17 protein-coding genes are annotated in these 21770 nt (G+C 61.4%); 10 read left to right on the forward strand and 7 right to left on the reverse strand.

Annotated elements, in window-relative coordinates:
- Nucleotides 1–20: 20 nt before the first annotated feature.
- Nucleotides 21–779 carry an SDR family oxidoreductase gene (locus Q1W70_RS16010; RefSeq protein ID WP_166592980.1) on the reverse strand — a complete coding sequence of 253 codons (759 nt, stop codon included), beginning with the start codon at nucleotides 777–779 and terminating at the stop codon, nucleotides 21–23.
- A gap of 166 nt (nucleotides 780–945) precedes the next feature.
- Here Q1W70_RS16010 and Q1W70_RS16015 point away from each other — a divergent pair, with 166 nt between their 5' ends.
- From Q1W70_RS16015 to groL, 4 genes are all read left to right on the forward strand, one after another.
- Nucleotides 946–1677 (forward strand): HugZ family pyridoxamine 5'-phosphate oxidase, encoded by a 732-nt coding sequence (locus Q1W70_RS16015; protein WP_166592981.1) that lies wholly within the window; start codon nucleotides 946–948, stop codon nucleotides 1675–1677.
- Nucleotides 1678–1743: 66 nt separating this feature from the next.
- Complete coding sequence (locus Q1W70_RS16020) at nucleotides 1744–2220, forward strand: FxsA family protein (protein WP_095165889.1); 477 nt, start codon at nucleotides 1744–1746, stop codon at nucleotides 2218–2220.
- A gap of 246 nt (nucleotides 2221–2466) precedes the next feature.
- Nucleotides 2467–2760: a co-chaperone GroES gene (locus tag Q1W70_RS16025; protein WP_019827816.1), complete on the forward strand. Its 294-nt coding sequence runs from the start codon at nucleotides 2467–2469 to the stop codon at nucleotides 2758–2760.
- 52 nt (nucleotides 2761–2812) lie between these two features.
- On the forward strand, nucleotides 2813–4456 hold the full coding sequence (gene groL / locus Q1W70_RS16030; RefSeq protein WP_166592982.1) for a chaperonin GroEL: 1644 nt from the start codon (nucleotides 2813–2815) through the stop codon (nucleotides 4454–4456).
- A gap of 80 nt (nucleotides 4457–4536) precedes the next feature.
- On the opposite strand, the gene Q1W70_RS16035 is transcribed toward groL, so the two are convergent.
- Complete coding sequence (locus Q1W70_RS16035) at nucleotides 4537–5280, reverse strand: phosphatase PAP2 family protein (protein ID WP_302097569.1); 744 nt, start codon at nucleotides 5278–5280, stop codon at nucleotides 4537–4539.
- 209 nt (nucleotides 5281–5489) lie between these two features.
- On the opposite strand from Q1W70_RS16035, the gene colR reads away from it, so the two are divergent.
- From colR to Q1W70_RS16060, 5 genes are all read left to right on the forward strand, one after another.
- Nucleotides 5490–6173: a two-component system response regulator ColR gene (colR, locus tag Q1W70_RS16040; RefSeq protein ID WP_302097570.1), complete on the forward strand. Its 684-nt coding sequence runs from the start codon at nucleotides 5490–5492 to the stop codon at nucleotides 6171–6173.
- Nucleotides 6163–7443, forward strand: coding sequence for a sensor histidine kinase (locus Q1W70_RS16045; RefSeq protein ID WP_302097571.1), 1281 nt, complete (start codon nucleotides 6163–6165; stop codon nucleotides 7441–7443). The genes colR and Q1W70_RS16045 overlap by 11 nt, the downstream gene beginning before the upstream one ends.
- A gap of 180 nt (nucleotides 7444–7623) precedes the next feature.
- Nucleotides 7624–8292: a class I SAM-dependent methyltransferase gene (locus tag Q1W70_RS16050; protein ID WP_302097572.1), complete on the forward strand. Its 669-nt coding sequence runs from the start codon at nucleotides 7624–7626 to the stop codon at nucleotides 8290–8292.
- A 4-nt stretch (nucleotides 8293–8296) separates the two neighbouring features.
- Nucleotides 8297–9010, forward strand: a complete 714-nt coding sequence (locus tag Q1W70_RS16055; protein ID WP_182342077.1) for a lipopolysaccharide kinase InaA family protein — start codon at nucleotides 8297–8299, stop codon at nucleotides 9008–9010.
- Nucleotides 9011–9012: 2 nt separating this feature from the next.
- Nucleotides 9013–9240, forward strand: coding sequence for a hypothetical protein (locus tag Q1W70_RS16060; protein WP_095165880.1), 228 nt, complete (start codon nucleotides 9013–9015; stop codon nucleotides 9238–9240).
- Nucleotides 9241–9303: 63 nt separating this feature from the next.
- Here the strand turns inward: Q1W70_RS16060 and Q1W70_RS16065 are convergent, their stop codons facing one another.
- The 5 genes from Q1W70_RS16065 to Q1W70_RS16085 all read right to left on the reverse strand — a co-directional run bounded on the left by Q1W70_RS16065 (nucleotide 9304) and on the right by Q1W70_RS16085 (nucleotide 17258).
- Nucleotides 9304–12342: a multidrug efflux RND transporter permease subunit gene (locus Q1W70_RS16065; protein ID WP_302097573.1), complete on the reverse strand. Its 3039-nt coding sequence runs from the start codon at nucleotides 12340–12342 to the stop codon at nucleotides 9304–9306.
- Nucleotides 12343–12355: 13 nt separating this feature from the next.
- A complete protein-coding gene (locus tag Q1W70_RS16070; protein WP_302097574.1) occupies nucleotides 12356–13507 on the reverse strand; it encodes an efflux RND transporter periplasmic adaptor subunit in 1152 nt (383 codons plus the stop codon).
- A 101-nt stretch (nucleotides 13508–13608) separates the two neighbouring features.
- A complete protein-coding gene (locus tag Q1W70_RS16075; RefSeq protein ID WP_166590749.1) occupies nucleotides 13609–14706 on the reverse strand; it encodes a DUF1513 domain-containing protein in 1098 nt (365 codons plus the stop codon).
- Between the two features lie 14 nt (nucleotides 14707–14720).
- Nucleotides 14721–15785 carry an imelysin family protein gene (locus tag Q1W70_RS16080; protein ID WP_166590748.1) on the reverse strand — a complete coding sequence of 355 codons (1065 nt, stop codon included), beginning with the start codon at nucleotides 15783–15785 and terminating at the stop codon, nucleotides 14721–14723.
- A 45-nt stretch (nucleotides 15786–15830) separates the two neighbouring features.
- A complete protein-coding gene (locus Q1W70_RS16085; RefSeq protein WP_166590747.1) occupies nucleotides 15831–17258 on the reverse strand; it encodes a di-heme oxidoreductase family protein in 1428 nt (475 codons plus the stop codon).
- A 192-nt stretch (nucleotides 17259–17450) separates the two neighbouring features.
- Between Q1W70_RS16085 and Q1W70_RS16090 the strand changes: the two genes are divergently transcribed.
- Nucleotides 17451–21746 carry a dermonecrotic toxin domain-containing protein gene (locus tag Q1W70_RS16090; protein WP_302097576.1) on the forward strand — a complete coding sequence of 1432 codons (4296 nt, stop codon included), beginning with the start codon at nucleotides 17451–17453 and terminating at the stop codon, nucleotides 21744–21746.
- Nucleotides 21747–21770 lie beyond the last annotated feature (24 nt).

Consider the following 21770-nt stretch of genomic DNA (forward strand, 5'->3'; position numbering starts at 1 on the left):
CACAATTGTTAATGTCGGGCTTAAATGCGCAACCCGCCATCCATCTCCAGAATCCGCCCGGTGTAATAGTCGTTCTCGAAGATGTAGGCCGCCGAATGGGCGATCTCCTCCGGCTTGCCCATGCGCTTGAGCGGAATGCCGCTGGTCATTTTCTCCAGCGCTTCGGGTTTCATGCCCAGGGTCATTTCGGTTTCGATGAAGCCCGGCGCAATGCCGGCCACTCGGATGCCATAGCGCGCCAGTTCCTTGGCCCAGGTCACGGTCGCCGCCGCGACACCGGCCTTGGCGGCGGAGTAGTTGGTCTGGCCAACGTTGCCGGCGCGGGAAATCGACGAAATGTTGATGATTGCGCCGGATGACTTGAGCTCGATCATCTTCGCCGCCACCTCGCGGGTGCACAGGAACACGCCCGTCAGGTTGACGTCGATCACGGCCTGCCACTGGGCCAGGCTCATTTTGCTCATCTCACCATCCTTGATCTTGAGCAACAGGCCGTCACGCAGGATCCCGGCGTTGTTGATCAAACCGTGGATCGCGCCGAAATCTTCGGCCACCTGGCTCACCATGTGGCACACCTGCTCTTCATTGGCGACGTTGCACAGGTAGGCACGGGCTTCGACACCCTTGGCCTTGCAGGCCGCGACGGCGGCGTCGAGTTTTTCCTGATTGAGGTCGACCAGTGCGAGCTTCGCGCCCTTGCTGGCGAAATACTCGGCCATGGAGCGGCCCAAACCCTGGCAACCGCCAGTGATAATGATTACTTTGTCAGTGAGTTGCATTCGCATGCCCCAATTGCAGGTCGAAGTGGTTTCCTCGCAGAGGGCCTCCCGATCTGCGCCTTGCGTGGCTAGGCTGCACATGAGAATTGCCCCCCGATGGCATCGCTGGAACTTTCTCCAGGAGCCTGTCCGTTTTTTCGACGGATTCTATATAAGGAGTCATAAATTGAGCGTTGAAGCTGCAAAGCATGCCCGAGAATTGCTGCTCAAGGAATACCGTGGAGTGCTCTCGACCCTTTCCAAGGCGATGCCCGGTTTCCCGTTCGGCTCAGTGGTTCCTTACTGCCTGGACGAGCAGGGCCGGCCGCTGATCCTGATCAGCCGGATCGCCCAGCACACCCACAACCTGCAAAAAGACCCAAAGTGCTCGCTGCTGGTGGGCGAGCGTGAGGCCGAGGATGTCCAGGCCGTCGGTCGCTTGACCTACCTGGCCGAAGCGCAAAAGCTCGAGGACCCGGCAGCGATCGAAGCCGCAGCGGGGCGCTACTATCGTTACTTCCCGGACTCGGCCAATTACCACCAGGCCCATGACTTCGACTTCTGGGTGCTCAACCCGGTGCGCCATCGCTACATCGGCGGTTTTGGCGCGATTCACTGGGTCGACCAGTTGACCCTGGCCAACCCATTCGCCGGCAAGGCCGAGGTGAGCATGGTCGAGCACATGAACGCCGATCACGCCAAGGCCATCGCCCATTACGTGGACCTGGCCGGCTTGCCGAAGACCGCACCGGCAGAACTGGCGGGCATCGATACCGAAGGCATGCACCTGCGCATTGGCCAGGCGCTGTACTGGTTGCCGTTCCCGCAAGTCTGCAATACGCCGACACAAGTGCGGGAAGCCTTGGTTTTACTGGCTCACGCCGAGCACTGGCCAACAAATACCGCAAGCGAGGCTTGAAATCACGAAACGGCGACGTCATCTAAGGCTTACTTGCAAGGCATTCTTGCGTTGAGGAACCATTTGATGCGCCCTTTCTTGTTGCTCTTTCTGCTGTTTCCGGTGCTGGAGCTGTTCGTATTCGTCAAAGTCAGCGCCGCTATCGGGTTTTTCCCGGCACTGCTGCTGATCATTCTCGGCTCGATGCTCGGCGTGTTCGTGCTGCGTATCGCCGGCCTGGCGACCGCATTGCGGGCCCGTGAAAGCCTGAACCGTGGTGAGTTGCCCGCGCAGACCATGATCGAAGGCTTGATGCTGGCCCTGGGTGGCGGTCTGTTGATCGTGCCGGGTTTTGTCAGCAGCGTGCTGGGCCTGATCATGATGCTGCCGCTGACCCGTCGCCTGCTGGCCAATAAAATGCGCCAGCGCGCCGAAGAACAGGCGATTCGCCAACGTGCCTTCGCCGACGACCTGCAACCGCGTGGCGGTCCGGTTCCGCGTGAGCCCTTGGGCCGCGAGCCGAACGTGATCGAAGGCGAGTTCGAACACCGCGACTCCAAATAACTGCAACATCGACACGGCACCTGCGGGTGCCGTGTGCGTTTTGGCGGGCACTGACGTAAAAAATTTCGCTGTGCTGCCCTTGTAATAAGCTTATGCGCCCTTATGTAACGGTCACCGCAAGGTTTCTGGTGGTGACCACCAGACAGACTTCCGCGACTCGCTCGACGAGCCGCAACCGGCACCGCCGGAAATTAACCCCGCCGGGACTACACCGGCCGCTGAAACTACAATTAGGAGAGATCGACAATGAAGCTTCGTCCTCTGCATGACCGCGTCGTCATCCGTCGCAGCGAAGAAGAAAAGAAAACCGCCGGCGGTATCGTTCTGCCAGGTTCGGCTGCTGAAAAAGCCAACAGTGGCGAGATCCTCGCTGTGGGTACCGGCCGCGTGCTGGACAACGGTGAAGTGCGTGCGCTGGCCGTGAAAGTGGGTGACAAGGTTGTGTTCGGCCCGTACTCGGGCAGCAACACCGTGAAAGTCGACGGCGAAGACCTGCTGGTAATGGCTGAGAACGAGATTCTCGCTGTTATCGAAGGCTAAGACCCCTCGTTCATTTTCCCGCGACTACTCAAGTATTTAAGGAATATCGATCATGGCTGCTAAAGAAGTTAAATTCGGCGATTCCGCCCGTAAGAAAATGCTCGCCGGTGTTAACGTCCTGGCTGACGCAGTAAAAGCGACCCTGGGCCCTAAAGGCCGTAACGTGATCATCGAGAAGAGCTTCGGCGCTCCGACCATCACCAAGGACGGCGTTTCCGTTGCCAAAGAAATCGAGCTGAAAGATCGCTTCGAAAACATGGGCGCGCAACTGGTCAAAGACGTTGCCTCCCGTGCCAACGATGACGCAGGCGACGGCACCACCACCGCTACCGTTCTGGCTCAATCGATCGTCAACGAAGGCCTGAAAGCCGTCGCTGCCGGCATGAACCCGATGGACCTGAAGCGCGGTATCGACAAAGCGACCATCGCGATCGTCAAAGAGCTGAAGTCCCTGTCCAAGCCTTGCGCTGACACCAAGGCCATCGCTCAGGTCGGCACCATCTCGGCCAACTCCGACAGCTCCATCGGCGACATCATTGCCGAAGCCATGGAAAAAGTCGGTAAAGAAGGCGTGATCACCGTTGAAGAAGGCTCGGGCCTGGAAAACGAACTGTCGGTTGTTGAAGGCATGCAGTTCGACCGTGGCTACCTGTCCCCGTACTTCGTCAACAAGCCAGAGACCATGACTGCCGAGCTGGACGGTCCGCTGATCCTGCTGGTCGACAAAAAGATCTCCAACATCCGCGAAATGCTGCCAGTACTGGAAGCCGTTGCCAAAGCCGGCCGTCCTCTGCTGATCGTGGCCGAAGACGTTGAAGGCGAAGCCCTGGCGACTCTGGTTGTGAACAACATGCGTGGCATCGTTAAAGTCGCAGCCGTCAAGGCTCCAGGCTTCGGCGACCGTCGCAAGGCCATGCTGCAGGACATCGCCGTCCTGACCGGCGGTACCGTAATCTCCGAAGAGATCGGTCTGAGCCTGGAAAGCACTACCCTGGAACACCTGGGTAATGCCAAGCGCGTGATCCTGTCCAAAGAAAACACCACCGTGATCGACGGCGCTGGCGTTGAGGCTGACATCCAGGCTCGCGTTCTGCAGATCCGTCAGCAAGTGGCTGACACTTCGTCCGACTACGACCGTGAAAAACTGCAAGAGCGCCTGGCCAAGCTGTCCGGCGGCGTTGCAGTGATCAAGGTTGGCGCTGGCTCCGAAGTTGAAATGAAAGAGAAGAAAGCCCGCGTTGAAGACGCCCTGCACGCTACCCGTGCAGCCGTTGAAGAAGGCGTGGTACCTGGCGGTGGCGTGGCACTGGTTCGTGCCCTGCAAGCCATCAGCGAACTGAAAGGCGACAACGCCGATCAGGACGTTGGTATCGCTCTGCTGCGTCGCGCTGTTGAAGCTCCGCTGCGTCAGATCGTTGCCAACTCCGGCGACGAGCCAAGCGTGGTAGTCGACAAGGTCAAGCAAGGCGCGGGTAACTTCGGTTACAACGCAGCGACCGGCGAATACGGCGACATGATCGAAATGGGTATCCTGGACCCGGCCAAAGTGACTCGTTCGGCTCTGCAAGCGGCTTCGTCGATTGCCAGCCTGATGATCACCACCGAAGCCATGATCGCTGAGATCAAGGAAGACGCACCAGCTGGCGGCGGCATGCCAGACATGGGCGGTATGGGCGGCATGGGCGGCATGATGTAAGCCAGCCTCACCCCGTACAAGCTACACCTGTAAAAAACCCCGCCTGCGCAAGCAGGCGGGGTTTTTTATTGCCCCTCGAATCAGGCGTTGACGGTTTGTGCCTTGGCAACCGGCTCGGCCTTGCTCGCCGGGCGATACAGCACGTAGTAATACGCGCCCAGGCAAATCAGCCAGCAGAACACTGCCGTCCACACGTTGTGGGAAAAAAAGTGGGCGCCCTGCATCATGCGGCTAACGGAAAACACCGTGCCCAGGCCAAACGCAAAGAGGAACGCGGCGCGGGCCAGTTTCGGGCGGCGGTCGCGCAACACGAAAAACAGCGCGAACAAGGCAAAGCCGGTGGCTGCATGACCGCCGGGCCAGCAACGTCCCGGCTTGTTGGTGGCCGGACGCGGGCTGAGCAGTTCGCTGTAGGTCTCCTTGCCACCGAACTCCTTCAGGCTCCAGGGGCACTGCACTGCGGTCACGGCCTTGACCGGCGTGACAAAGGCCGTGGCCAGCCCCAGCGACAGCACCAGGCAGCCCAGTTCGCGCTGGAACGGCTTGAGCCGTGCGATCAAGAACGAAAAGACAAACCCGATCAACGCCAGCACCGAGAAAACGATGACCACTTGCTTGGCCCGGTCATGCAGGATGTTTTCCAGGAAGTAGCTGTGGCGACCGATAAACCCTCCGGCGTCGGGGTCGTAGAACAGTTGGGCCAGGCTCATGTCCAGGGACGTCAGCTCAAGCAGCAGCAGAGTGACCGCCACGACAGCGGGAATCCCCAGGCAGAGCCAGGCATTCAAGGGGCGGGAGGCGGGGCGCGAAAGGGTCAGAGGCATCGGGCGATCCTGAGGGTGTGGAAAGGTCCAGCGGCAAGCAGCGCACCAGTCTGCGCCCGCTAGCGTGGGCCTGGTGTGAATAACGGGTGAAAAATTCGTGAGCGGTTTTCGCCCGGATCTGTCCCGGCACACAACCCTGGCCCTGAGCCCCGCCAGGCCTTAAGCTGCGCGAGCCAAGACGGCCGTTACTGTGTACGGAGCAAATACCCATGCGAATTCTATTGGTTGAAGATAACCGCGATATCCTTGCCAACCTGGCGGATTACCTGGGGCTCAAAGGCTATACCGTGGATTGCGCGCAGGACGGCTTGTCGGGTCTGCACCTGGCGGCCACCGAGCATTACGACCTGATCGTGCTCGACATCATGCTGCCCGGCATCGACGGCTACACCCTGTGCAAGCGCCTGCGCGAAGATGCCCGGCGCGATACGCCGGTGATCATGCTCACCGCCCGTGACCAATTGGATGACCGGCTGCAGGGCTTCAAGTCCGGCGCCGACGACTACCTGATCAAACCCTTTGCCCTGTCCGAACTGGCCGCGCGCATCGAAGCGGTGATGCGCCGCACCCAGGGCGGGGGGCGGCGTGCCTTGCAGGTCGGCGACCTCAATTATGACCTGGACACGCTCGAAGTTACCCGCGAAGGGCGCCTGCTGAAACTCAACCCGGTCGGCCTCAAGCTGCTGGCGGTGCTGATGCAGAAGAGCCCCCATGTGCTGCGCCGCGAAATTCTCGAAGAAGCCTTGTGGGGCGATGATTGCCCGGACAGCGACAGCCTGCGCAGTCATGTCCACCAGTTGCGCCAGGTGATCGACAAACCGTTTGCCAAGCCGTTGCTGCAGACCGTGCATGGTGTCGGTTATCGCTTGGCCGAGGGACGTGATGGAGTTTAGACAGAGCCTTGCCCAGCGGATCATCATCGCCTTTGCGCTGATGAGTGCGCTGGTGGCGGGGGCATTTGCCATGGGCATCGTGGCCACCGTGCACCTGGTCGAAGAAAAACTGATTTCCGCCGGCCTCGGAGGCGATCTGCAGCGTTTGCTGTTGATGGACAACATGTCTGAGTGGAGCCACCGGCCGGAGCCCGACCAGTTGTTCTATTTCAGCGGCGGTCCGGGTGACTTCGAATTACCCAAGGACTTGCGGCACTTGGGTGCGGGTTTCCACGAGGTATTTCGCGAGCAACTGTCGTACCACGCGATGGTGGAAATCGTCGACGGCCGGCATTACGTGCTGCTGCAGGACCAGAGCGATTTCGAAGAGCGCGAGCGAGTGCTGTTTGCCGTGGTGCTGGTCGGCTTCGTATTGAGCCTGGCGCTGGCGGTGTTCCTCGGCTGGGTCCTGGCGCGCAAGGTGATGGCGCCGGTGGTGCGCCTGGCCCGTCAGGTCCGGCACCGCGACCAATTGCTGGGCCTGGCCCCACCGCTGGCACCGGACTATGCCGCCGATGAAGTCGGCGAGCTGGCAGTGGCCTTCGATGCAACCCTGGGCCGGCTGCGCCAGGCATTGAACCGCGAGCGGCTGTTTACCAGCGACGTCAGTCACGAGTTGCGCACACCGCTGATGGTCCTCGCCAGCTCCTGCGAACTGCTGCTGGAGAACCCTGCCATCGACCAGCGCGGCCGCGCTCAGGTCGAGCGCATTGCACGGGCCTGCGAGGAGATGCGCGAGCTGGTCCAGACCTTCCTGATGCTCGCCCGGGCCCAGCATGAAGCCGCTGGCATGTCGCCGCAGGTGACCTTGCAGCAGGTGACCGAGGACCTGCTCGGCCTGTGGCGCCAGCCGATTGAAGCCAAGGGCCTGCAATTGATCCTTGAGCCCGGCCAGCCGCTGCCAATGCGCTACAACGCGACCTTGCTGCACGCCGTCATGGGTAACCTGTTGCGTAATGCGTTGCACTACACCGACAGCGGCTTTATCCGTCTGACCCTGCTGCCCACCGGGTTCCTGGTGGAAGACAGTGGCGTGGGCATTCCCGAGGAGAAACGCGAGGCGATGTTCGAGCCCTTTGTCCGTGGCTCGGAAAATCGAGGTGAAGGCCTGGGGCTTGGCCTGTCGCTGGTACAGCGGATTTGTGAAAACCAGGGCTGGAGCGTCAGCCTCACCACCCGGGAGCCAACCGGCTGCCGGTTCCAGGTCGAACTGTCGCCGATCAGCGTTTGAGCCCTGCTAGGACGGGGCTTGTAGGCTTTTTCCTACTCTGGCGTGGGGGTGTGCTGAAATTCAGGTTGTAAAATTCTGTAATACTTAAGGGCTTTTTCTAACGATTTTTTCACAATTGGATGACCTGGAACTCACACCCCGCTCCCTAAGGTGGCTGTCATCAGTTCTGGAGAGATGATGATGGACGACCCGATCAAGCTCGAATTTTCCGAGAAGTACGACGACGAACACGCCATGCGCTATCTGCGCAAGCACAAGGATGGTCTCGGCCGCCAACTGTCGCACAAGCGTGATTTGCAGCTGGCGCGCACCGCACTCAAGCGTGTCGGGGAGCCGGGCCTGGTCCTGGACCTGCCCTGCGGTGCCGGGCGTTTCTGGCCGATGCTGGCGGAAAAATCCAACCGAGTGATCATTGGCGCCGACAACTCTGCCTCGATGGTCAAGATCGCCACCCAGGCCCAACCGGCCAATGTGGTGGAACGGGTACGTCCTTTGCAGACGTCTGCATTCGACATCGCATTGCCCGACAACTCCGTAGACAGCATTTTCTGCATGCGTTTGCTTCACCACATCGGCGAGGCCGAGCATCGGCTGGCTATCTTGCGGGAATTCCAGCGGGTTACCCGTGACAGCGTGATCCTGTCGTTGTGGGTCGATGGCAATTTCAAGGCCTGGAAACGCAAGCGTGCCGAGAAAGAGCGTGCGCAGGAGGGTTACCAGAACCGCTTTGTGTTACCGGCGGCTACGGTCGAAGCCGAGTTTGAACAAGCCGGTTTCCGCGTTCAGGAACATTTGGACTTCATTCCGCTCTACGCCATGTGGCGCGTTTATATTTTGCGAAAGAGGTAACAGCATGGCAGTTCAACAGGTTTCGGATGCGCAGGGCGCGCCTGAAGATCGCTTTGATTACTTCTGGAGCCAACGTGGCGAATGGGTAGAAGAACCCAACGTCCGGCGTGGCGGTGAAAGTGGCGTCCAGCGTATCCATGGACCTAATGGCCAACTGCTGTATGCCAAGCGCCAGACCGGGCATATCTACCGTAGCTGGTTGCACCCTTTCGGGCGCCCCACCGTGCTGCGCGAGCTGGATGCGCTGACGGGGCTGCACAAGCTCAACGTGCGAGTACCGCAAATCGTCTTCTGTGGTGCGCAGCGCGACCCGGTGCATCAGTGGCGAGCGCTGCTGGTGACACAGGCACTGGACGGCTTTGTCGAGATCGAAGACTGGTACGCCAGTGGCGGTCGCGAGCGTCACGGCGAGGCTTTCCATGAGCAGGTCCTGCAGGACCTGGCGCAGAACCTGGCGCGCATGCACAAGGGCCGTTGGCAGCACAGCTGCCTGTACATCAAGCATATTTTTGTGCGGGTAACGGGAGAGGGCGCAGCGGCCAAGGCCGAGATCGCCCTGCTGGACCTGGAGAAGTGCCGCCAGCGTCTGCTGAGCACCCAGGCAGCGGCCCACGACATGAAGCAACTGCGTCGCCACTCGTCGTGGAACGCGGCGGATTGGGACAAACTCGTCTACTTTTATAAGACGGCGTTTGGCAGCGCTATCAAGGGTTTATAGCGATGAAACTAGAAATTGCTCGAGGTTTGTTTCTAATAGGAGCCTTGGCAGTTGCTTCATTGGCGGTGGCGGCTTGGGAGCAGCCCCGCACGCAGGTCCTCAGCGCGGCGCATGGTGACGCGCATTGCCCATTGCCACGGGTGGCGAAAGCCACCGCGGCAGTCCATCCCGACAATGATCTGCTGTTGTTCATGTTCGGCATGGCCCAGGGAATGAGACCGCAAAGTTGAAAACGATGAAGCCCAAAGAAAAGGCCTCGCAATTGCGAGGCCTTTTCTTTTGTGGGATTTCGATCACACGGGCTCGGATGCCTTGTCGGTTTTGGCCAGCAGGGTGTAGACGCACGGCAGCACGAACAGAGTGAACAGGGTGCCGATGGACATCCCGGTGGCAATCACCATGCCGATATCAAACCGGCTGACGGCCCCTGCACCTGTGGCAATGATCAACGGCAGCATGCCGAACACCATGGCCGCGGTGGTCATCAGTACCGGGCGTAGGCGGATGGCGGCCGCTTCCTCGACCGCTTCACGAGGTGACAGGCCCTTGTCCTTGCGCAGCTGGTTGGCAAATTCGACGATCAGGATCCCGTGCTTGCTGATCAACCCGATCAGGGTCACCAGCCCGACCTGGGTATAGATGTTCATGCTCGACCAGCCCAGGAACAACGGGATCAACGCGCCGCAGATCGACAGCGGCACGGTCACCAGGATCACCAGCGGATCGCGGAAACTCTCGAACTGCGCTGCCAGCACCAGGAAAATGATCGCCAGCGCCAGGGCAAAGGTCACCCATAACGCACTGCCTTCCTGCACGTACTGGCGGGAAGCGCCGGCGTAATCGAAGGCGTAGCCCGGTGGCGCCTCCTCCAGGGCAATCTGGCGCACGGTTTCAATCGCCTCGCCCATGCTGACCACCGGGAATCCCGAGAGGATCGCCGAGTTCAGTTGCTGGAACTGGTTCAGTTGCCGCGGACGGGCCCGGTCCTTGACGGTGATCAGGGTCGACAGCGCAAGCAGCTCGCCCTGGGCATTCTTCACGTAGTAGTTGTCCAGCCAGTCCGGGTTGTCGCGATAGGCCCGTTCCACTTGGGCGATCACCTTGTAACTGCGGCCTTCGATGGTGAACCGATTGATCTCGGCCTCGGCCAGCAAGGTCGCCAGGGTGGTGCCGAGGTCGAGCATGGACACGCCCATCTGGGCGGCCTTGGCGCGGTCGATGTCGACCACCACTTCCGGCTTGTCGAAGGCCAGGTCGATATCGACGAAGGCAAACTTGCCGGACTCCACTGCGCGTTTTTTCACCCGGTCGATCACTGCCAGCAGCGACTCATAGTCATTGGCGGTGTTGATCACGAACTGGAAGGGCAAGCCTTCACCCGTACCGGGCAGCGAAGGCAGGTTGAAACCGAAGATCTGCAGCCCCGGGATGCGCGACAGCTGGCTCTGGACTTGCGGCAGGATCTCCATCTGGGTCCGGCTGCGCTCGTTCCAGGGCTTGAGCAGGAAACCGCCGATGCCCGATTGCACGCCGTTGAAGCCGTTGATCTGGAAGGAGGAGTAGTACTCGGGGAACTCTTTGAAAATGGTGATGAATTCGTCGGTGTAGGAGTTCAGGTACTCAAGGTTGGTCGGCTGCGGGGCATTGGCAATCATGAAAATGATGCCCTGGTCTTCGTCCGGCGCCAGCTCCGACTTGCTGAACGTGAGCAGCACCGGAATCAGGCACAGCACGATCGCCGCGAACACCAGCACCACCGGCCGGGTGTTGAGGGTGCCGTGCAACAGGCTCTGGTAGCGCCGCTTGAGCCGTTCGAACAACTGGTCGAGACGGTGGGCCAGCCCGGACGGGTTGGGGTCGTGGCGCAGGAGCAGGGCGCACATCATCGGCGACAGGGTCAGGGCGACGATCCCGGAGATCACCACGGCGCCCGCCAGGGTCAGGGCGAACTCCTTGAACAGCGCTCCGGTCAGCCCCGTCAGGAAGCCGATCGGCGCATACACGGCGGCCAGGGTGATGGTCATCGAGACCACCGGCATGGCGATTTCCCGCGCGCCCTCGAGCGCTGCGTCCAGCGGGGTCTTGCCTTCCTCGATATGGCGGTGGATGTTCTCCACCACGACGATGGCGTCATCCACCACCAGGCCGATGGCCAGCACCATGGCCAGCAGGGTCAGCAGGTTGATCGAGTAGCCCATCAGTTGCATGAAAAACATCACGCCGATCATCGACAGCGGAATGGTCACCACCGGGATCACCACCGAACGCAGGGCGCCGAGGAACAGGAACACCACGACGATCACGATCAGCACGGCTTCGAACAGGGTTTTCACCACCTCGTCGATCGACGCCTGGATAAACAGCGTGGCGTCGTAGGCGATTTCCGCCTTGAGGTTGGGCGGCAGCTGGGACTCCAACTCCGGCATCAGCTTGCGCACTTCCTTGATCACGTCCAGCGGGTTGGCACCGGGCGTTGGCTTGATCCCGATGTACACCGAGGGCGTGCCGCCAAAGGAGCTGATGCTGTCGTAGTTTTCCGCGCCCATTTCCACGCGAGCCACGTCGCTGAGCAGCACCCGGCTGTCGCCATCGACTTTCAGCGGGATCTGGCCGAAGGCTTCGGCGGTTTTCAGTTCAGTGTTGGCGTTGACACTGGTGACCACGTACTCGCCCTTGACCTCACCGGCGGCCGACAGGAAGTTGTACTGGCGCACCGCGCTCGTCACGTCGCTGGCGCTCAGGCCAAAACCGGCGAGCTTGACCGGGTCCAGCCACAGGCGCATGGCAAAGACCTGGTTGCCGAGGATTTCGGCTTCGGCCATGCCGGGCAGGGTCGCAAGCTTGGGCTGGATCACGCGCGACAGGTAGTCGGTGATCTGCGGGTTATTCAACTCCTTGCTGAAGAAGCTGATGTACATCAGCACCGAGGCGTCCGCCGCCTCTTTGCTCAGCACCGGGTCTTCGGCGTCCTGGGGCAGCTTGTTCTTGACCTCGTTGGCCTTGGCCAGCAACTCGGTGAACAGCCGGTCGCTGTTGGAACCGACGCGCGCGTAGATCGAGATCACCGAGAAGTTCTGGCGGCTGACCGAGGTCATGTAGTCGATGCCTTCGGCACTGGCCAGGCTTTGCTGCAAGGGCTGGGTGATATAGCCCTGGATGGTTTCGGCGTTGGCCCCGGGGTACGCGGTGGTCACCGTGATCAGGGCGTTTTCCATCTGTGGGTACTGGCGCAGCGGCAGCTTGCTCCAGGCCTGGAAGCCCAGCAGCACGATCAACAGGCTGACCACGGTAGCGAGCACCGGGCGACGGATGAACGGGTCGGTAAAAGCCATGGGGATTCCTTGATCAGTCAGCGCGTGGCTGGCTGTTCTGTTCGGCCGGCAGGTTTTTGTCCGGGCTGATGACGATGTGCATACCGTTGTCGAGTTTGATCTGCCCGGCGCTGATGACCTGTTCGCCGTCTTTCACGCCTTTGTTGATCAATACCAGGCCGTCCCGGCGTTCGCCGGTTTCGATGAACCGCCGCTCGGCGACCAGCACTGGTTGGTCCTTGTCGTCTTTTTCGAGATTGCCCTCGGCGTCTTTCTTCTGCGCGACGACGTACAGCGAGTTGCCATACAGGGTGTAGGTGACTGCACTTTCCGGGACCACGATTTTTGCCTCCGGGTCCGGCATCAGGACCTGCAGGCTGGCGAACATGCCGGGCAGCAGCTTGCCATCGGGGTTGGCCAGGGTGGCGCGCACCAGCACGTTGCGGGTGCTGTTCTCGACCTTGGGGTTGATGGCGCTGATGGTGCCGGGGAAGGTCTGTCCGGCATAGGCCGAGACGCCCACGTCGACCGTTTGGCCCTTGGCGATTTTCGGCAGCACCTGTTCCGGTACGTAGAAGTCCACATACAGGCTGCTGAGGTCTTGCAGGGTGGCGATCACCGTGCCGCTGGCGAGGTAGTCGCCCACGTCGACCTGGCGAATGCCGATGGTGCCGCTGAAAGGCGCGACAATGTGTTTTTTCGCCAGCGAGGCCTTGAGTTGATTGACCGTGGCCTTGTTCTTGGCCAGTTGCGCGCTGAGGCGGTCGAACTCGCCTTTGGAAATGGCGCTGCTGCCCACCAGTTGGCTGCCGCGGCCGTAGTCCAGTTGTGCCAGGCCCAGGTCGGCCTTGGCGGTCTCCAGCAAGGCGCTTTCGACGGCGCTGTCGAGCTGGATGAGCGGCTGCCCGGTCTTGACCTGCTGCCCGGACTGGAACTGCACGTCGGTGACAGTACCGGCAATCTCCAGGCTCAGGTCGACCCCCTGCAGCGCCTTGAGGGTGCCCACGGTGGGCAGGCGAACCTGCCAGGGGCGTTCGGTCGCGGTGGCCACGGCCACACTCTCCGGTGGTTTTGGCGCAGCAAAGGCCTGGATCATCTGATAGATGGAGAAGGCCTTGTAGCCCCCCAGAATCAGCACGATCAACAGCACAACCCCCAACATGATCAGCATGCGGCGACGCAGCATATTCCACTTCCTTGGAAAAAATCAGGCGAGACAGGCGGCACATTACTCCCTGTGTGCCTGTGATTCCATACGTGTCGGGTCAGGCATAACCGCCGTGGCAATCAGACCAGATGTAAATGGTTGTCCCAGAGCCCTGCCGGCAAATCCAGGGGCTGGGCCACCAGCGGCGCCTTGCGGCAATCATAAAAGCGGCAACGCCCCTGGCCCGAGGTCACGACAAAACCATCGGCCACCGCGCCAACCCCGGCGCAGTCGGGCAGCGGGGCATCGAGCTGCACTTCGCCGCTGTCCAGGTCCCAGATGAAAAACCGGTTACCCCGTGGCGCGGTCAACGCCACCAGGCGCAGTTCACTGTGGACCGCGACACTGGCGGTATAGTGCCCCATGGCCTGCAACTGGTGCTCATCGACCGGGAACGCAACGAAGGGCTGACCGGGACGCTTGATGGCCAGCAGTTCGGACGACTCGTGGGCCGCGCCCATGAATTGCTGGCCAGTGACGATGGTGCCATCACTGGCGATGCCCATATGCCGCACGCTGTTCATTGGCTGGGCCAGGGTTTCCTTGCTCAGCAGGGTGCCGTCACGCTGCATCAGCACCAGGCTGGGCGCCATGGCGTCGAGGTTCATCTCGACCCGGCTTTCGGCCTCGGTGCGAATCCCGCCGTTGGCCACCACCAGGGTTTCGCCGTCCGGCATCCAGGAGACCTGGTGCGGGCCGATACCGTGGGTGGAGATCTCGCCGCTGTGCACCAGGCGCTCGCCCTCGAAGCGGTACACCCCGAGCAGGCCGCGACCCGGGTCGGTGGTGTCGTTTTCGGTGGCGTACAGCCACTCGCCATCCTTGTGGATCACCGCATGGCCGTAGAAGTGCCGGTTCGCCTGCGAAACCACGGTTTGCAGCAACGTGCCGTCGCGCAGGTCCACCAGGTAACTTTCGGTCCCCGGCCGCCGGGCGACGAACAGGGCGATCGGCAGCTCGTGGTGATTGATGATGTCGTGGCAGCGCTGGCCGACTTCGGTGGCGAACACCCGGGTGCCGTCCAGTCGATAGCCGACGGCGTAGTGCTTGCCGTCACTGTCATCGCGGGCTGAAAGCAGCAAAGGACCCTGGTCCTTTTGCTTGAACAGCTTCCAGCCGCCCAGCGTCACCGCGCCCAGCAACACACTGCCGAAAGTCAGAGCCTGGCGTCGCAGCATGGAGCTAACCCTCATCAGTCACCGTCGTTGGCGTTGAAGCCCAGTTGGATGCCCAGCGCCTTGGCCAATTCGCCTTCGTGCAGGCGATGGACGACGTTGAGGCTGTCGTAGAGATCGTTGAGTTGCTGGCGACCGGCATCGTCACCGAGCATGTCGGTCAGCGAGCGCTGGTTGCTCTCGAACAGCTTCAGCGACGCGGCATAGGCGGCGTCGATCTTGTCCGCCAACGGCTTCTGCTCGGTCGGCAGCAGGCCACGCAGGCCTTTGTTGTCGACACCGACCCAGACGGTCTGTGCGGCGCTGAGGCTGGCCTGCAGGCTTGGCAGCGACGACTGGCTGCGCCAGGCATCAGCCTGGAACGGCTGGGGAATGCCCTTGGTCTGGCGACCCATCGGGGTGCCGAGTTTTTTCTTCAGGGTATCGAGTGCAGTCACCTGGGCCCGCAGCAGGTCGGCGATGGCTTCGTGGGAGTCCGCGTAACGCTGGTTGGGGAACTTGGTCATCTGCGCCAGCATGCCGTCGGTGCTGTTCCAGCTGGCGAGGATTTCTTCGGCCAGCAGTTTCTGCCGTTCGCCAATGGCGGTCAGCAGCGGGCAGTAGCGGGCTTTCTGCGCAGCGTCGGCAACGTTGCTCTTGGCGTCGAACAGAATGTACTCATAGGCCGACAGGCCCTGGACCACCACACTGGATTTGGCCAGTGCCGCGGCATCGATCTGTGGCTGGGCGCTGAGCAATTGCTCGACCTGGCGACCCACCAGGTTCTTCTTGTCCGGCCAGAACTGGATCTGCCAGGAACGGTTGCCCTCGGCCAGCGGACCGACCAGCAACGGCTGCAGTTCGGCCCAGGCTTTTTGGGCGTGGAGGAAGTCGGCGCGGGCGGTGTCCAGGTCAGACTTGCCTTCGCAATAGGCCAGGGCACTGACCGCCAGTTGGCGATCGGCATCGACCCAACGGCTGTAGGTCGGCAGGATCACTTGCTTGGCGATGGCCGCCGAGGTCACCGCTTGCGGGTCCTGGGGGGCGCAGGCGCCGAGGGCGAGGGCGGCAAGGCTGGTGAACAACAACTTGGGACGAAACATGTCGGGCTCCCTATGTGTATGGGGCAAAGCAAATGGGAAAGGCGTTCAAAGTGAATTCAAAAAGGCCAGCAGCGACGCGCGCTGCTCGGCACTGAAAGCTAAAACCTGTCGCTGCGCCGCTTGCGCTTCCCCACCGTGCCAGAGCACGGCTTCGAGCAGGTTGCGGGCGCGGCCGTCATGCAGGAACTGGGTGTGGCCGCTGACCGTCTGCGTCAGGCCAATGCCCCACAGCGGCGGGGTGCGCCAGTCGCGGCCGGAGGCCTGGAACTCGGTGCGGTTATCCGCCAGGCCTTCACCCATGTCATGCAGCAGCAGATCGCTGTAAGGGCGAATCACTTGATTGGCCAACTCAGGTTCGGCCGCCGTGGCGGCGGTGGTGAATGTGGGGGTGTGGCACGACTGACAGCCGGCCTGGAAAAACAGGTTCTTGCCGGCCAGCACCTGGGCGTCATTGACGTCGCGGCGGGCCGGTACACCCAGGTTGCGGCTGTAGAACAGCACCAGGCGCAGGATGTTGTCGCTGACTTCCGGCTCGCCATCGGGACCATTTCCGTTGGGCGCTTGCAAGCAGTCAGTCTGGGTCGGGGTGCAGTCATCAAAAGGCCTGAGGCGGGTGGTCAGGCCCATATCACCAGAAAACGCGTGAACATTTTGTTGATTGAGGTTCGGTTGCCCGGCTTTCCAGCCAAAACGCCCCAGCACAGTCTTTTGCTGCGCATCGTCCCAGACCAGATTCGGCCGGCCCTTGATGCCGTTGCGGTCCTTGTCCTGCGGGTCGGCGTTGGCCAGGATCGCCGCATCGGGGATGGCCTCCAGCAGGCCGAGGCCGATCATCGGCGGGGCCACCCGCGCGGAAAACCGTGTGTCCGGGTGCATCGGGCCGTAGCCCAGTTGGCTGATCTGCAAGCTGGGCTTGCGCAGTTCGACTTCACTGCCGTCCTTGAACCGCACCACTACGGGGGTGTACTCGACCCGAACCTTGCCCTCCGGCGTGACACCGGGGACCGCCATGTCCTGGAACTGCCCACCGTAGACCGGCTCGGGAACCACCCCCACCTGCTCGATCAACTTGGCGTAGGCCGGGGCATTGGGGATCGACAGGCGTACCAGCATCGAGACCGAGTTCTCGGCGTCGGGTGCCGGTGGGTGGCCGCGACCGTCCTTGATGTGGCAATTCTGGCAGCCGTTGGTATTGAACAGCGGGCCCAGGCCGTCGCGAGCGGTGGTGGTCGAAGGGGCGGTGACCCACGGGCTGCGGAAAAAGCTGTTGCCGACACTGAAATCCAGTCGCCTTGTCGGCGAGAGATTGGCCGACGGCAGGGAAAACGCGTTCTGGTCGCTCTTGCGCACGGTTGCCGCGCCCCCGGAGCGGGCTTCACCGGGCTCGGCCTTGGTAAACCGTGGGGCGTCATCGCAGGCACTCAGGCCCAGGGCCAGTAGCAGTGCAGACAAGCGAAGCGGCAGCGAGGGCATCGGGTATCCAGAAAGACGAGCAAAACAGGGCGCAAAGTTTAACAGGGCCGCGGAGTTTGAATAAGAGGAATTATCGTTTGCTTGTCGGGGGGGCATGCCCGGCCTTGTCGGACAACGCCGTACATATGCACCCCCAGAGGGATTTATCGAGGGGGCAGGATGCAGAACACTCCGCCACCTTAGAGTTTCCTCATGCTGAATGAATACGTAGCGCCTTCCCTCGTCAACGAGCAGTTGGACCTGCGAGACAGTGCTTTGCAGGCCAGTCTGCGCCAGCAACTATCGGCACTGGATGTCCAGGTCACTGAGCGTTTTCAGACTCAGCCGGTTTTCCATGAGTTCGTGCAGCACCACTTCGATCAGGACTTTGCTGACCTGACACCCCCCCTGGATCTACGGCACAGCTTTATCCAGTCCCGTGAAAAAACGCCAACTGAAGGTGCGCCGCTACGGTCACTGCTGCCCAGCCTGATGGATGCCGTCGTGCTGCGCATCGTCAGCGGTGAGGCGGCCCGTTATGCCCATCGGCAGACCGACTTCTACCATGTGCCCCAGGCCGGTGGCGCCGCCGAGCGCTTTACGGCACTCAGTGCTCAGGCATTTGACGGGTTTGTTGATCGGTTGGCCGACGGGTTGCTGGCGCAATATCCCCTGTATCTGGAGCGCTACTGGGCCATGCCGCTGAGCCCGACAGACCACAGAACCCATAAACAGTGGCTGGAGGAGGTCAGGCTCACGCACCTGAAAACCGAGTTTGAGCTGCTCAGGGCCGATAACCTCCTCAGTCCTGCCGCGCAAACGCTGTTCGACAAAGTGCTGCGTTACCCGGATGCCATCTCGCGACGGGCACTGCGCAGCCATCGTCCCTGTGTCTATGGTTTGGCCCTCAGGCACGGCGAGGCATCAGCAATCCCTTTGCATGGCGCCTTTATCCTCACCTCGCGTGATCCACAGGAATCGCAGGTGAGCTGGGAAGTCGATGCCCGCGCGCCTGAGGTTCGCCCCCTTGAACCTGCTGCAAACGTCGGGCAGGTGTTGTTGTTCTCCCCGAGGCAGGGCTTTGAAGCGTTCGACTCGCTGGCCAGCCTTGATCGTGAGTTGCACCGTCGCCTGGGACACGGCGTCGAGTTCGCCCACTTGCTGGAGATGATTGCCGAGCATGATCACGAGCACGTCCTGGCCCTGCATCGTGTCGCGCCGGTTGGCGATCAGGTGCTCTATCTGGAGCGGCTGGACTCGCCCTTCACATTCGGCATCGAATCGCAGTGCTTGTTGATCCAGCAAAACCTGGCGTCGACCCTCGCCCGCTACCAGGGGGCGGGTGCCCACGCCGATAGGTCCGACTTGCCACGCGCGCTGGACCGCGTGACCGACCTGCGGCGCGCGTTCACGATCGATGCGGTGCTCCAGGCCAGGACCAAAAAACGTGCACAGGCACGACTGCGAGACTTTCTCGCAGAGGCCTGTGAAGTCGATAAAGAGGCCTGGGCATCGGCGTTCACCGTCTATGGCCAGACGCTGGCCAATTTGCCAGACAGCGAAGGGCTGCCGTCATTCAGTCAGTTCAGTGACCGGGGCTCGCTGCTGACGTACAGCAATCGACAACTGCGCGCCGTACTGGCGTCGGAGCACGGATTGACGGTGAATCCGGATGACATCCTCGTCACCACGCGGGAGCCCGATGTCCCGCCGGTGACGTACGTGCCCGGGGCGCCTGCATCCACCATCAGCGAGCCGGGGGGCGCGCAGCGCAGATACCGCTCGCGGACACTGACAGAACTGGCCCTGGAGAATGTCGGGGGCCTGGACTTCAACTTCAGCCATTTCTCTACGCTGAACGTGAAAGCCGCGAGCAGTGGGTCGTCCAACCGCATCACGCTGTCACCCAATATCAATCCCGCCGCGCGATTGCCGACCTATGACGGGTTGACGATCGAGCAGGTCAAAGACCTGGTGCGCAGCCTGAATATCAGTCAACGCTATCAGGATTTTTTGCAGGCCAGCCTGATCACTTCCGAGCAGGCGGCACGGCGCAAGCAGACGTTTGCCCGGCTTATGGCCCAGCAACTGCGCCTGGATGCCATCGAAGCCAAGATCAACGGTGATTTCTTACCGGATCGACTGGCACGTGGTTTCAATTGGGTGAGCGTGGTGCTGGATCACCCCGTCGACAACGACCAGCGTGCTCGGGTCGAAGATCACCGGATCATCGTGCAGCACTTGACGCTGCGTGGTCAGCTGGTTCGCGGCGTGTTGCTGTTCTGCACATCGACCGCCGGCAGCGGCACCATTGTGGTGTATACGCCCCAGGCACCCGACGGACGGGTGTTTCGCGAGTACACCCGGGAGCGCCTGATGAGTGACTTCATCCATAACAGCCAGTGGCGCGAGTACCTGGTCGGGCGAGTGGAGTTGGCGTTTCAGCCCCAGGTGCGGGCTTGCGTGCAAGGGCGGGGGGATGTCTCCATGGTCGGCCTTGCGCGGATCACGGATAACCTGTTCGAGGTGGGGTATGAAATGGAGGCCAGTTTCACGATCAATGACGCAGCCGCGCAGATGACCAGCACCGGGCAAACGGATATCGAGACCGGCCTGACGGTTGCAGGGATCGCGCTTGATGTAGTGACCATGGTTTTGCCGATCCGCGTGACACTGCCTATCGGCCTGGCCAGGAGTCTGTTTTCGCTTTTCAACGCCGTTGATGCGGCGAAAATCGCGGATCGGGACGGTGTCGCCCATCACGTTGTCCGGGCATTGGGAGAGTTCGCCAGCGCTCTGGTGGATGGCGCAGTCGGGAAGGGGCTTGCAGGGGGCACGCCCAAAGCGGTTTCAAGGCTGGCCTCGGGGGCACGAAGATTGAACCCGGAAATGGCGCTGGGTAAAAAACCGCAGGCGCTCAGTCCCCTCCCCGGATGGGAGGACAAAGGCATTTATTACAAGCTCTCGTCGGTCGATGGCGTCAAGCAGTACTTCCTCAATGACGGCCAACACTGGTACTCGATCCTGGATGAGGGGTTTGAGCAAGCCTGGCGTGTCAGGGACGCCCGCAAGCCGGTTCAACACCACTATTCGCCGATCCGTCGGGACCGAGCGGGACAGTGGGAAATCGGCACGCACCCGGATGCACCCGCCTTAGGAGGTTTTTCTCCGGAGCGCGCACTCAGGGATCTTTATCCGTTTCTGGACGAGATCCAGGCCCGGCGTGTGTTTGAGTCCTTCGCGTTTCCGCGTGGGCGCGAAATCGAGTTCGGCTTGAGCCTGGTGCATTACTTGCGCGTAGGGGGGACATTAGACATTTTCGACGCCTACCTGACCGTGAGCCCCGAGCGCTTGCAGATGCGCCTGCGAGGTCTGGATTGGGCGAATGCATGGAATGGCGGTGGCATTGTCGATCCGGCCACTCGCCCCATCACCGTCGAGCCAGTCCCAGGGCCGAGTCGTCCACGCCCGGTCGAACCGATTGCTGGGCCAAGCCAGCCGGTGGTCGCGCCGCCACGCCCGGTCAGGCCTGCCAACGAGCAGTTTGTCGATTGGGGGCAAACCCTGGATCCGGCCCATGTCCAGTTGCAAAACGCGCAGATGGGGATCTACCGGCGTATCGGTGGCGATCCGCACCTGATCGGGCGTGACTGCGTCAAAATTGATGAACGCTATTTCCCCGTACTCCCGGCAGGCGCCGAGATCAATACCGGTGTGGTCCTGATGCATGACCCCCTGATGCCCACCCATAGCTTTGTGGCGTTCGAGCGCCTGCTCTGTACCGATCTTTACCGGCAGCCAAGATTGGCGACGTTCGAGCAATCGCTGTCTCGATGGATGCATTCGATTGAGTTGCCGTTCACCAAATCGCTGGTCGCCTATGTGGCGGACGCGTTCCCGACATTCACCTCAAACTCTCAGGCGCAGATCGCCAACATACTGTTCAACCTGGGCAATCCTTCAGGCCTGACGGTCTGGGGGATTGCCACCCTCCAGCGCACGCTGCAGGGCTGGCGCTCTTTAACAGCCCAAGCGCTGCCCGTACTGGGCGAGCCACTGTCCTTGCTCCCGGTCACTCACCAGGTCGCAGGAGCCTGGCGACTTGAAACCTTTCCAGATTTGTACCATCGCCTGAATTTCAGCACGCAGGACGTTCCCTTACTGTTGCATGAGGCCTTGGTCTCGGGGACCGAAAGAGCGCTGCGGGCGTTGATGGTCGAGCGGTTGGTGGGCAGCCAATACGAAATAGTCGCCGGGTTCAACCAGCCGTTCGAGTTGATGTTCCGGCGTGCGGGCAGCGATCAGTTGTTTTGGATGTCGTTGCGCAGAGTGTTGGGCGAGCGGGTTGAAGGACCCTCTGGGGGGGCGCCGAGGATTGACCTGATGGACCCGGCCACACGAGCGCTGGTCAGTCAGGCGCAAGCCAACAACCATTTCGTAAGTTTGATCGGCGGCATTCATCTGCCGGCGGTCGGTGCCCAGGCAACTGTCTTTGTATTGCGCATCTGAGCGGGCTTGATGCTCAACGTCGAC

The sequence above is a fragment of the Pseudomonas kielensis genome (assembly GCF_030505375.1).
Taxonomy (GTDB): Bacteria; Pseudomonadota; Gammaproteobacteria; order Pseudomonadales; family Pseudomonadaceae; genus Aquipseudomonas; species Aquipseudomonas kielensis.